Source organism: Nocardiopsis sp. MG754419 (genome assembly GCF_018207095.1).
In the GTDB taxonomy this organism is placed as follows: domain Bacteria; phylum Actinomycetota; class Actinomycetes; order Streptosporangiales; family Streptosporangiaceae; genus Nocardiopsis.
In genome coordinates this window covers 25535-37490 of record NZ_QOCZ01000036.1, presented here as the reverse complement: position 1 = coordinate 37490, position 11956 = coordinate 25535, and the positions used below count along the sequence as shown (strand labels likewise).

The following is an 11956-nucleotide window of genomic DNA, read 5'->3' as shown; positions in this document are numbered from 1 at the left end:
GGCGGGAAGGGTCCGAAGGCTGGTGAGGGTTGGACATGGGGCCCCGGAATCTCTGGAGGACGTATGGGAGTGAGCGAGAAGGGAGACGGAGTTCCGCCCGCTCTGCCCGACTTTATGTATCCCCTACGACGCGTGTACCGGCGTTCCGTGATCACCTTCGACCGCATTTTCCTGTGTGATTTGGGTCACATGGGCTTGCGGTCAACTCCCGGACAGGGCCCTGCTCCGGTCCCGAGCGGCCTCGATCGCGTCGGTGAACGCGGCCCGCACCCCGTGCCGCTCCAACTCGCGCAGGGCCGCCGCGGTGGTCCCGCCCGGCGACGTCACCGCCTCGCGCAACACCACCGGGTGCTCCCCCGAACCGTCGAGCATGGCGGCGGCGCCGGTGATCGTCTGACCGACCAGCCTCTGCGCCGTGGCGCGGGGCATGCCCATCGCGACGCCGGCCTCGATCATGGTCTCGGCGATGAAGTAGAAGTAGGCCGGCCCGCTGCCGGAGATGGCGGTCACCGTGTCCATGTGCTGTTCGCCGACCCGGATCACCTCACCGACCGTGCCCAGCAGCTCCTCGGCCCGGTCCAGGTGGTTCGAGGAGGCGTGCGCCCCGCCGGACACCGCGGTCATCCCCCGCCCCATGAGGGCGGGGGTGTTGGGCATCGCCCGCACGACCGGTACCCCGGTGGGCAGGTGGCTCTCCATCACGGCGGTGGTGAGTCCGGCCGCCACCGAGATGACCAGGCGCCGCTCGGACAGGTACGGGGACAGGTCGTCCAGCAGCGCGAGCATGTCCTGGGGCTTGAGGGCCAGCAGAAGGGTGTCCGCGCGCTCGGCCGCTTCGGCGGCCGGGACGGTCTCGACCCCGTAGCGCAGACGCAGCTCCGCGGCGTGTTCCTCACGCGGCTCGGTGACCAGGACGTCCCCCGGGGAGTGGCCCTTGGCCAACAGCCCGGCGAGCAACGCCTCGCCCATCTTTCCTGCGCCGATGATCGCGATCATGAAGGGGTCCTCTCTGCGGATCCCTCCACGCTAGCCGCCTGCGGCACCCCGGATGGACCGGTCGTCCCAACCCGTGGACGACCGACGCCGTGGCCCGATCCGGGGCACGACCGCGCGCCTCACTCCGGGTCGACCGTGCCCTCGTCGTCGACGGCACCACCCGGGTCCACCGAGAAACGTCGGGGCGGGGTCTGGGGACGGCGCCGCAGCAGCGCGATCCGCTCGCGCCGGCCCAGCGTGGGCTCGGGTTCGCGCGGACCGGCGAAGTGCAGCCGGGTGAAGGCGAGCGCCTCGGCCAGCTCCCGCATCCGGGTCTGGCGGTCGGGCGCCTTGCGGGTGCTCACCTCCAGGACGAGCTGGCCCTCGTAGCCGCTGCCGGCCAAGTGCTCCAGGAGCTCGGCGACGGGCTGACTCCCCCGGCCGGGGATGAGGTGCTCGTCCAGGTTCTGACCGCCGAAACCGTCGGTGACGTGCACGTGGGACAGGCGCCCGCCCAACCGTTTGGCCATGTCCATGGCGTCGGAGCCGGACATGGCCGTGTGGGAGAGGTCGAGCGTGACGTCGGGGTAGTCGCGGTCGAGCGGGTTCCAGCTCGGGGCGTAGGGAACGACCTCGCGGTCGCGCACCCGGACCGGATACATGTTCTCGACGGCGAAGATCACGTCCGTCTCGTCCTGCATGCGCGCGACGCCGGTCTCGAAGTCCTTGGCGTACTCACGCTGCCAGCGGAAGGCGGGGTGGACCACGATGGCCTTGGCGCCCAGGGCCTCCGCCATCTCCTTGGAACGGACGAGCTTGCCCCAGGGATCACGGCCCCACACCCGCTGGGTCAGGACGAGACAGGGCGAGTGGACTGCGGTGACGGGCATCTGGTGGTAGTCCGAGAGGCGCCGGAGGAGTTCGATGTCCTGGCTGGCCGGGTCGGAGGAGACGAGCACCTCCACACCGTCGTACCCCAGCTTCGCGGCGATCTCGAACGCGGCCGGGGTCTTCTCCGGGTAGACCGACGCCGACGAGAGGACCACGGGCGCGTCTGGGACCTGGATAGGGCTCACAGGACCCAGACTATGCGCTTCCGGGGGACTTGGGGCGACCGCCCGTGGGATCGCGGCGTGGCGGAGGACCTTCGACCCGACCGTTGCGGTGGCCCCTGGGACACGGGGCGACGGCCGTGGCCGTCGTGGGCCACGGCCGTCGAAGGGCCCGCCGGGGCGGCTACAGTCGCACGCCGCCGGCGAGGTTGTGGCGCGTCACGGCGCGTTCGCCGATCGCACCGCCCGAGCTCGGGGCGTCGATCATGCGGCCGCCACCGAGGTAGATGGCGACGTGGTAGGCGTATCCGCCCCCGTCGGTCCAGTAGAGGAGGTCTCCGCGCCGGGCGTCGGCGTAGCTCACGTGGGTTCCGGACCTCACCTGGTCCTGGGCGACGCGCGGCAGGCTCACACCGGCCTGACCGAAGGCGTACTGGACCAGCCCCGAGCAGTCGAAGGAGTCGGGCCCGGTGCCGCCCCAGGCGTAGGGCTTGCCCTTCTGGGACTCGGCCGCGGCGATGGCCGTGTCGATGGTGCTGGAGGAGAGTGACTGGTGCACGCGTTCCGGACCGCCGCGCTCCGCGGTGTCGGCCGGGGCGTGCGGCTGGGCGAGCGCCGGTGCGGTACCGGCGGCCAGGACCGCCGCGGCGAGCGCGGCGACGGTGAACGCCCGCGTCCCACGTCGGCCCGACCGTACTGAGGCGGCCTGCGATCCCGGGTCCGTGGTGGGACGGCAGGCCCGCGCTCGCTCGTGTTCTCGCGGAAGGCGCATGTCGTGACCCCCTAGGTCGACCGGGGCGGGCCACGCCGCTGTGACGTGGGTCTCCCCGCCTCCGACTCACTCCCATTGGTCACACATGCATAACGGAAAGTCACTCTCCGTGGTCTGTTCGGCCCCGAAAGACGGTAAAGACTGCTTGACCCCGGCGGACATTCCGGTCGATGGAACACCAACCGATCACCATCCGCCGGGGTCGATCACGCCCGGTCGCACTCTCGGTCCGCGCACGGACCGGGGCGCGAGGCTAGGCCGCCGACTACGGCGCGGGGACGCCGAGGGCGTCGAGCACGAAGTCGGTCGTGGCGGCCATGCCCAGGTTGTTCGGGTGGACCGGGGCACCGTCCTCGGGGATCAGGCCCTCGACCCACCGGGTGTCCGAGCCCTGGCAGACGTCGTGGCCCCGCTCGAAGGTGTCGACGAAGACCGCGCCGTGGGCCGCCGACTCCTCGGCGATCATGGCGTTGAGCGCGGTCTGCGCCTCGTCCAGGAGCGGAACGTCGCCCCGGGCGATCGGCGTGCTCGGCCAGCAGCCGCCGCTCTCCGGCATGATCTGCAGGTAGCCGATGGAGAGCACGGTGGCGTTGGGGCTGCGCTCGGCGATGTCCGCGTAGACCTGGGACACCTCGCCTCGCAGACCCTCGATCCGGTCGTCCAGCTCGGTGCCGTAGTGGGCGGAGCACGGGCTGCCCACCGGGTTGCTCAGGCTCTGCTTGGCGCACTCGACGAGGACCTCGGAGAAGCCGAAGTCGTTCCCGGCGATCCCGACCGTGACCAGGTCGGTGTCGGCGCGCAGGGCGTCGAGCTGCGGGTCGGTGTCGTCGAACTGCTTCTCGTAGAGGTCGTTCATCACCGCGCCGGAGCAACTGACGTCGGTGATGTCCTCGATCCCCAGCTGCTCGGCGAGACGCTTGGGGTAGTTGACCGACGACTGCATGCAGCCCAGCAGCGGCATCTGCGCGCTCACCATCGGTCCGGCGGTGAAGGAGTCACCGATGGCGACGTAGTGCGTGTACGCGGCGGCCTCGGCCTCGTCGGCCGCGGCCGGGGAGGCCACCATGGTGACGCCCAGGGCAGCGGCGGCCACGGGGGCGACGATTCCGGCCAGCCGGCGACGGAGGCCGAAACGGGAACGGTGGGGGACGGGGGATTCGTGTGAGCGGGACACGAGTGTTTTCCTCTCTCCAAGGAGCGGGGGCATAGGAGGTGTTGGACACCGCCGGGGAGTGACTCCCCACACATTCTCTAACATGATTTTCAGGATCTACGACCTAACCGGTAGGTAACTTTCATGTGTCGCACCCCGCGCCGCCACGGCGATCGGAGCCGTTGTGGACAACGGTGCGAGGTTGTCGCCACCGGGCGTTAGCGTGTCGACCATGGCAAAAGCAGCGAAGACCTCGTTCCGGTGCGTCGAGTGCGGGTGGACCACCCTCAAATGGGTGGGGCGCTGCGGTGAATGCCAGGCCTGGGGCACCGTCGAGGAGGCCGGGGCGCCCGCGCCCTCCGCCGTCGCCCCCGCGCCGGTCACCGCCCGGGCCCGTCCCATCACCGAGATCAGCGTGGAGAGCGCCGAGGCGGTCCCCACGGGTGTGGACGAACTCGATCGTGTCCTGGGCGGCGGCGCCGTCCCCGGAGGCGTGGTGCTGCTGGCCGGCGAACCCGGCGTGGGCAAGTCGACCCTGCTCCTGGAGGTCGCGGCCATGCGGGCCGCCAACGCGCCGGTCCTGTACATCACCGGCGAGGAGTCGGCCGGGCAGGTGCGTCTGCGCGCCGAACGCCTCGGCGCGCTCTCCGAGCGGCTGTACCTGGCGGCGGAGACCTCCGTGGCGACCCTGGCCGCCCATGTGGACGCCGTGGCGCCCAAGCTGCTCATCGTCGACTCGGTACAGACCATGGTCTCCCCCGAGACCGGCGGCGTACCGGGCGGTGTCACCCAGATCCGACAGGTGACCGGCGCCCTCATCCAGGTCGCCAAGGAACGCGGTATCGCCACCGTGCTGGTCGGCCACGTCACCAAGGACGGCTCCATCGCCGGGCCCCGGCTGCTGGAACACCTGGTGGACGTGGTCCTGCACTTCGAGGGCGAACGCCACTCCCAACTCCGCCTCCTGCGCGCGGTCAAGAACCGGTACGGGCCCACCGACGAGATCGGCGTGTTCGAACTGACCGACAAGGGCATCGAGGGCCTGCCCGACCCCAGCGGACTGTTCCTCACCGAACGCTCCGATCCGGTGCCGGGCACCTGTGTCACCGTCGCCCTGGAGGGTCGACGCCCCCTCATCACGGAGGTGCAGGCGCTGGTCGCGCCCACTCCCCTGCCGGCGCCGCGACGCGCCACCTCCGGCCTGGACACCTCGCGGGTGAACATGATCCTGGCCGTGCTGGAGAAGCGCACCGGCATGAAGCTGGCCAACATGGACGTCTACGCCTCGACCGTGGGCGGCGTGAAACTGGGCGAACCCGCCGTGGACCTCGCGCTGGCCATGGCGGCCGGCAGTTCCAGCAACGACGTCGCCCTCCCGCAAGGGTTCGTGGCCGTGGGCGAGGTCGGCCTCGCCGGTGACGTGCGCGCGGTCCAGGGGGTCCGCCGCCGGGTCGCCGAGGCGCAGCGGCTGGGTTTCACCGACGCGGTCGTGCCCAAGAACTTCGGCGATCCGATCCCGGGCATCCGCACCCACGAGGTCGAGGAGCTGGTCGACGCCCTGACCTGGGTGGGCAAGAGCCGCCGCCGAAAGAAGGGTCGGCCGGAGCCGGAGGCGCGCCCCCGAACCGAGCCCCAGGAGCAGGAACGGCTCACCCTCGCGGAGGACGCCCCGTTCTAGGGGGTGCTCTCCAGGGCCCCGCCGACGCCTCGGCCCGTGTTCGGACCCGCGACGGCGAGACGGGAGCCCTCGGGCCCCGAGGCGGGAGGGTCCGATTCCCCGCCCTCCGGCCTCCGGGCCCTCACCGGCTGTGCGGGACGCACGGTCAGCCGGCGCCCGCATACGGCCATGCCCCCGTGGTCCCACGAACAGGGTCACGGGGGCGTCCTCGTGAGGCCCCGGCACAGGACCAGGGCGCGGGTCACCCTCGCGGACCCGTCCGATCCCACTCAGAAGTCGAAGATGGGGCCCTTGGCCAGGGACATCAGGCAGTCGTTGGCGAAGGTCTCCTCGTAGCGCTCTCCGCCACCGACCGCGACGGCCGTGACCGGCGCGTGGATCGTGGTGCAGAAGCCGTCCTCGTCGCCCTCGACGTCGGAGATCCGCCCACCGGCGGCCTCGATGAGCTCGCAGGCCTCCTCCGCGTGGGGGTGCGCCCCCTGGGCCGGTCCGCACTCCAGCATCATCGCGCGGGACCAGCTCATGGAGGTCTCGCCCCGCTCCTCGGGCGCACCGTAGAGGCTGAGCTGGTACGTGGTGGTCGCCGCCTGCGCGGGCGAGACCAGGGAGAGGGCCAGAGCGGTGGCGGCGGTCAGGCCGAGGGCGGTGCGCACGGTTCCTCCAACAACGACGACATCAGATCACCACGTATAGTAGCGATCTGATGACCAAGAGTTGGATCTTTTGTCGAAACCGGTGGTGCCGGGATCGGCCGGCCCCCGGACTCAGGCCTTGAGTTGGAAGACCAACTGGTCGACACCGCTGACGATGTCGCCCCGGAGGTTGGCCTTGTACCAGCCCGCCCGGGCCTGGGAGGAGCCCGAACGGCAGTCGGTGAAGGAGCGGTCCCGCTCCCAGGTGATCGTGTAGTCGTGCGGGCGACCCTGCTCCAGCTGGCGCTCCTGCTCCGCCTCGCCCTCCACGCAGTCCGAGGTGGAGAAGATGCGGTCGTCGCCCGAGTGGATGATCAGTTCGACCGCCTCCGGACCCACGTCCACGGTGCACGTCTGCTCGGCGACGTTGACCACCGAGACCTTGAAGCCGGGCTCGGCCCCGCCCCCGTACAGTTCCCGGTCCGACTCGGAGAAGTCGAAGGAGACGACCACGTCCTGCGGGCGGCAGGGGTCCTCGTCACGCTCGGGCGCGGCGGCGTCTGCCGAACCCCCATCGGACGACCCCTCGCCCTCACCCTCGGACCCTTCGTCGCCTTCGTCGTCCTCGCCCGCGGAGGGATCGGCGGACGGAGACGGCGACGGATCCTCCTCGGGTTCCTCGGAAGGCTCCTCCGAGGGCTCTTCCGCCGGCACACTGGGAGAGGCAGAAGGATCCTCGACACTCGCCTGGTTGCCGTCCGACGCGTTGTCGCCCTCCGAAGGGCTACAGGCATAGGCGATCAGGGCCAACACCAGCAGCAGGCCGATCAGCACGAAGGCTCGGCGCCTCCAGTAGATGTCCTTGCTGACGGGTGCGGTGTGTCCGGTACTTGACGCCATGGCCCGTAGTATTGCGGTTTTGTGCGCCACCCACCTACTCAACCCGCCGATTCCCCGTTAAAGATGAGCGATAACCCTTACAGCACCGCGGTTCTGGCGTGGTACGAGACCCACGCCCGCGACCTTCCCTGGCGTCGTCCGGACGCCGACGCCTGGTCCATCCTGGTCAGCGAGATCATGCTCCAGCAGACCCCGGTCGTCCGGGTCCTCCCTGCCTGGGAGGCGTGGATGGAGCGCTGGCCCACCCCTGCCCACCTGGCCAAGGAACCTTCGGGCGAGGCCGTGCGCATGTGGAACCGGCTGGGCTACCCACGCCGCGCCCTGCGCCTGCACGCCTGCGCCGTGGCCATCACCGAGGAGCACGGCGGCGAGGTGCCCGACGATCACGCCACCCTGCTGTCGTTGCCGGGCATCGGCGCCTATACCGCGGCCGCGGTGGCGAGCTTCGCTTACGGTCAGCGGCACGCGATTCTGGACACCAACGTCCGGCGTGTCCTGGCCCGAGCCGAAACCGGCATCGAGTACCCGCCGAAAACCCAGACCAAGGCGGAGACCGCGCTGGCCGAGACCCTGCTGCCCCCGGTGGCGTCGGTCGCGGCCCGGTGGGGTGTGGCCGTGATGGAGCTCGGCGCGCTGGTGTGCACGGCCCGCTCCCCCCGCTGCGCCGACTGCCCCATCGCCGGGCAGTGCGCGTGGCGCCTGGCCGGCAAACCCGCCTACGACGGCCCGCCCCGGCGTGGTCAGACCTACGCGGGGACCGACCGCCAGGTGCGCGGCAAACTACTGGCGGTCCTGCGCGACTCACCGGAGCCCGTCGCCAAGACGGTCCTGGACACCGTCTGGGACGACCACGTCCAGCGGGAGCGCGCACTGGACGGCCTCATCGACGACGGTCTGGTGGACCCCCTCGCCGACGGACGCTTCGCCCTGCCCGGCTGAGGGCCACGGGCCCCGTTCGGGCGCCTCGGGGCGACCCGACCGACCCTCCGTGTCCGCAGGCACGGAGGGACCACGCGGCGAGGCCCCGCCTCGTCGCACCACGGCGGTGCGCCGCCCCGGCGACGGCGGCGGTGTGCTCCGCGACCCGGGAACCTGAGGTGGGAGCACGAGCCACGGGTCCACCCACCACGGCCCCGAAGGTCCCCGCCGTGCCGTGGAGCGCCCGTACACGGGCCGCAGCGCGCCGGAGGCCCGGAGGAACGGCCCTCCGGCGCGGTGAGGTGCCCTGCCCGATCCTTCAGTTCATTCGGGCGTCGACGGTCTCCGGGTCGAAGTCGGACTCGGTGTCCCCGTAGGCGCCGCTGCACGGAGCACCGGGCTCGGGTGCGTCGGGACTCTGCTCGTACTCCCGCAGGAAGGCGCCGATCCGTGCGTCCGAGGCGTCGTCGAGCTGGATGCGGGCACCCCAGGCGGAGGCCACGATCGGCGACGGCAGACCCTCCATCGGGCTGACCAGCACGTAGGAGCCGGGCTCGTGGTAGGCGGCCAGCCGTTCGATCTCGGCGGCGTCCAGGGACGGATCGTGGGTGATCCAGACCGCTCCGTGCTCCAGCGAGTGCACGGCGGCCTCGGTCAGCACCGGCTCGTCGTAGACACCGCAGTTCTGCCAGAAGGAGTAGTGCTCGCCGCCGACCGGCGGGAACTGCTCGTAGTCGACCGTCTCGCCCGTCTCCACATGGTCCTTCGACAGGTCCTCGAAGTGCTCGACGTCCGCGAGTCCCACCCCGGCTCCACCCGTCTCCCCGGATGAGGGCCCGAGCGCCCACCACAGGCCGAAACCCCCGGCCGCGACGAGCACGACGGCGAGCGCGGCGCCTCCGATCACCCACGGCAGGGCGTTCCCGCGTCGGGGCGGTGGGCCCTGGTACGGATACCCGGGACCGCCCTGCGGCGGATATCCGGGAGGGGGACCCTGCGGCGGGTAGCCGGGCGGCGGTCCCTGCGGCGGATACCCCGCAGGCGGGCCCTGGGGCGGATACCCGGGCGGCGGTCCCTGGTGGTGCCCGCCCGGGGGCGGCCCCTGAGCGGCGCCCGCGGCCGAGTGACCGGGCGGTGGCCCCTGCTGCGAGGGCGGGGCGGGAAACGGTTCCTGCGGCGGCCGAGGGCCACCCTGGTGAGGATCATGGGGATTGGACACGGGGGCACCCTACCCCGGGGCGACGATCGCGACCCCGGACACGGCAAAGGGGGCACCCCCGCAAGGGGTGCCCCCGTTCGCGCCGGCGTGGCCGGGCGGTGTCGCTATTCGCCCTTGGTGGCGGACTCCACCTCGGGAGTGTCCGGAACCTCGGCGGGCTTCGGCACACCCTTGAAGGTGAACTTGGCGTCCGTACCGGTGCCCTCGGCGTCGATCACCACGATCTGACCGGCCTTGAGGTCGCCGAACAGGATCTTCTCGGACAGCTGGTCCTCGATCTCCCGCTGGATCGTGCGACGCAGCGGCCGCGCGCCCAGCACCGGGTCGAACCCGCGCTCGGAGAGGACCTTCTTGGCGTTCGGCCGAAGCTCGATGCCCATGTCCCTCTCCTTGAGCCTGGTGTCCAGACTCGTGATCATCAGGTCGACGATCTCGAAGATCTCCCGCTCGGTCAGCTGGTGGAAGACGATGACGTCGTCCACACGGTTGAGGAACTCCGGCCGGAAGTTGGTCTTGAGCTCCTCGCTGACCTTGGCCTTCATCCGCTCGTAGTTGGTGTTGGCGTCATCCTCCTTGGCGAAGCCCATGGCCACGCCCTTGGAGATGTCCCGCGTTCCCAGGTTGGTCGTCATGATGATGACCGTGTTCTTGAAGTCGACGTTGCGACCCTGGGCGTCGGTGAGACGACCCTCCTCCAGCACCTGCAGGAGCGAGTTGAAGATGTCGCTGTGGGCCTTCTCGATCTCGTCGAACAGGACCACGGAGAACGGCTTGCGACGCACCTTCTCGGTGAGCTGACCGCCCTCTTCGTAACCGACGTAGCCGGGAGGCGAACCGAACAGCCGCGAGACGGTGTGCTTCTCCATGAACTCGGACATGTCGAGCTGGATCAGCGCGTCCTCGTCCCCGAAGAGGAACTCCGCGAGGGTCTTGGACAGCTCGGTCTTACCCACACCGGACGGGCCGGCGAAGATGAACGAACCACCGGGACGCTTGGGGTCCTTCAGACCCGCACGGGTACGGCGGATGGCCTGCGAGAGCGCCTTGATGGCGTCCTCCTGGCCGATGACCCGGCGGTGCAGCTCGTCCTCCATGCGCAGCAGGCGGGAGCTCTCCTCCTCGGTCAGCTTGAAGACCGGGATGCCGGTGGAGGCGGCCAAGACCTCGGCGATGAGCTCCTCATCGACCTCGGCCACGACGTCCATGTCGCCGGCCTTCCACTCCTTCTCCCGCTGCGCCTTCTTGTTGAGCAGCTGCTTCTCGTCGTCGCGCAGGGACGCGGCCTTCTCGAAGTCCTGCTCGTCGATGGCCGATTCCTTGTCGCGGCGCACCGTGGCGATCTTCTCGTCGAACTCGCGCAGGTCCGGCGGCGCGGTCATCCGACGGATCCGCATCCGCGAACCGGCCTCGTCGATGAGGTCGATCGCCTTGTCCGGCAGGAAGCGGTCGCTGATGTAGCGGTCCGCGAGCTGCGCGGCGGCCACGAGCGCGCTGTCGGTGATGGAGACGCGGTGGTGGGCCTCGTACCGGTCGCGCAGGCCCTTGAGGATCTCGATGGCGTGCGTGATGGTGGGCTCGTCCACCTGGATCGGCTGGAAACGGCGCTCCAGCGCGGCGTCCTTCTCCAGGTACTTCCGGTACTCGTCGAGCGTCGTCGCACCGATGGTCTGCAGCTCACCCCGGGCCAGCATGGGCTTCAGGATGGAGGCGGCGTCTATGGCACCTTCCGCCGCGCCCGCGCCGACCAGCGTGTGCAGCTCGTCGATGAACAGGATGATGTCACCGCGCGTGCGGATCTCCTTGAGCACCTTCTTCAGGCGCTCCTCGAAATCACCGCGGTAGCGGCTGCCCGCGACCAGGGCGCCCAGGTCGAGCGTGTACAGCTGCTTGTCCTTGAGCGTCTCGGGGATCTCACCCTTGACGATCTTCTGCGCCAGCCCCTCGACGACCGCCGTCTTACCGACGCCGGGCTCACCGATGAGGACCGGGTTGTTCTTGGTCCTGCGGGACAGGACCTGCATGACCCGCTCGATCTCCTTGTCACGACCGATGACCGGGTCGAGCTTGGACTCGCGCGCGGCCTGCGTCAGGTTGCGGCCGAACTGGTCCAACACCAAGGAGGTGGAGGGGGTGGACTCGGAGGAGGCGCCGGTGGCCTGCGGCTCCTTGCCCTGGTATCCGTGCAGCAGCTGGATGACCTGCTGGCGCACCCGGTTGAGGTCGGCGCCGAGCTTCACGAGGACCTGGGCGGCGACACCCTCACCCTCACGGATCAGACCCAGCAGTATGTGCTCGGTACCGATGTAGTTGTGGCCGAGCTGCAGCGCCTCGCGCAGCGACAGCTCAAGGACCTTCTTGGCCCGGGGGGTGAAGGGGATGTGTCCCGACGGAGCCTGCTGGCCCTGACCGATGATCTCCTCAACCTGCTGCCGAACCGCTTCGAGGCTGATACCAAGGCTCTCCAGAGCCTTGGCGGCGACACCCTCACCCTCGTGGATGAGGCCGAGCAGGATGTGCTCCGTACCGATGTAGTTGTGGTTGAGCATCCTGGCCTCTTCCTGAGCCAGAACCACCACTCGCCGCGCGCGGTCGGTAAACCTCTCGAACATGTCTCGTCGCTCCTCTACAGAGCGGTCAGGCAGGGACGGTCATTACCG

Annotated in this window: 10 protein-coding genes; 2 read left to right on the top strand and 8 right to left on the bottom strand. The window is 70.2% G+C overall.

Annotated elements, in window-relative coordinates; translation table 11 throughout:
• Window positions 1-201: 201 nt before the first annotated feature.
• The 4 genes from proC to DSY14_RS09940 form a co-directional block, all read right to left on the bottom strand.
• On the bottom strand, window positions 202-996 hold the full coding sequence (proC, locus tag DSY14_RS09955) for a pyrroline-5-carboxylate reductase (protein WP_211716209.1): 795 nt from the start codon (window positions 994-996) through the stop codon (window positions 202-204).
• A gap of 119 nt (window positions 997-1115) precedes the next feature.
• Window positions 1116-2051: a sugar phosphate isomerase/epimerase gene (locus tag DSY14_RS09950; protein ID WP_211716208.1), complete on the bottom strand. Its 936-nt coding sequence runs from the start codon at window positions 2049-2051 to the stop codon at window positions 1116-1118.
• Between the two features lie 160 nt (window positions 2052-2211).
• A complete protein-coding gene (locus tag DSY14_RS09945; protein ID WP_211716207.1) occupies window positions 2212-2799 on the bottom strand; it encodes a C40 family peptidase in 588 nt (195 codons plus the stop codon).
• Window positions 2800-3064: 265 nt separating this feature from the next.
• Window positions 3065-3973, bottom strand: coding sequence for an SGNH/GDSL hydrolase family protein (locus DSY14_RS09940; protein ID WP_307851179.1), 909 nt, complete (start codon window positions 3971-3973; stop codon window positions 3065-3067).
• A gap of 211 nt (window positions 3974-4184) precedes the next feature.
• Here DSY14_RS09940 and radA point away from each other — a divergent pair, with 211 nt between their 5' ends.
• Window positions 4185-5630 carry a DNA repair protein RadA gene (gene radA / locus DSY14_RS09935; protein ID WP_249187620.1) on the top strand — a complete coding sequence of 482 codons (1446 nt, stop codon included), beginning with the start codon at window positions 4185-4187 and terminating at the stop codon, window positions 5628-5630.
• Between the two features lie 269 nt (window positions 5631-5899).
• On the opposite strand, the gene DSY14_RS09930 is transcribed toward radA, so the two are convergent.
• Window positions 5900-6283, bottom strand: coding sequence for an SSI family serine proteinase inhibitor (locus DSY14_RS09930; RefSeq protein ID WP_211716205.1), 384 nt, complete (start codon window positions 6281-6283; stop codon window positions 5900-5902).
• Window positions 6284-6394: 111 nt separating this feature from the next.
• Window positions 6395-7162 (bottom strand): hypothetical protein, encoded by a 768-nt coding sequence (locus tag DSY14_RS09925; protein WP_211716204.1) that lies wholly within the window; start codon window positions 7160-7162, stop codon window positions 6395-6397.
• A 63-nt stretch (window positions 7163-7225) separates the two neighbouring features.
• Between DSY14_RS09925 and DSY14_RS09920 the strand changes: the two genes are divergently transcribed.
• Entirely contained in the window at window positions 7226-8101 is an 876-nt protein-coding gene (locus tag DSY14_RS09920) for an A/G-specific adenine glycosylase (RefSeq protein ID WP_211716203.1), read from the top strand.
• A 298-nt stretch (window positions 8102-8399) separates the two neighbouring features.
• Here DSY14_RS09920 and DSY14_RS09915 read toward each other — a convergent pair whose 3' ends face one another.
• Window positions 8400-8885, bottom strand: coding sequence for a DUF3105 domain-containing protein (locus DSY14_RS09915; protein WP_307851178.1), 486 nt, complete (start codon window positions 8883-8885; stop codon window positions 8400-8402).
• A 518-nt stretch (window positions 8886-9403) separates the two neighbouring features.
• Window positions 9404-11908, bottom strand: a complete 2505-nt coding sequence (locus DSY14_RS09910; protein ID WP_211716201.1) for an ATP-dependent Clp protease ATP-binding subunit — start codon at window positions 11906-11908, stop codon at window positions 9404-9406.
• Window positions 11909-11956: the final 48 nt, after the last annotated feature.

Bases quoted from the DNA above. Each gene is read 5' to 3' on its own strand.
- proC (WP_211716209.1), bottom strand. From the start codon at position 996: ATGATCGCGATCATCGGCGCAGGAAAGATGGGCGAGGCGTTGCTCGCC.
- DSY14_RS09945 (WP_211716207.1), bottom strand. From the start codon at position 2,799: ATGCGCCTTCCGCGAGAACACGAGCGAGCGCGGGCCTGCCGTCCCACC.
- radA (WP_249187620.1), top strand. From the start codon at position 4,185: ATGGCAAAAGCAGCGAAGACCTCGTTCCGGTGCGTCGAGTGCGGGTGG.
- DSY14_RS09925 (WP_211716204.1), bottom strand. From the start codon at position 7,162: ATGGCGTCAAGTACCGGACACACCGCACCCGTCAGCAAGGACATCTAC.
- DSY14_RS09920 (WP_211716203.1), top strand. From the start codon at position 7,226: ATGAGCGATAACCCTTACAGCACCGCGGTTCTGGCGTGGTACGAGACC.
- DSY14_RS09910 (WP_211716201.1), bottom strand. From the start codon at position 11,908: ATGTTCGAGAGGTTTACCGACCGCGCGCGGCGAGTGGTGGTTCTGGCT.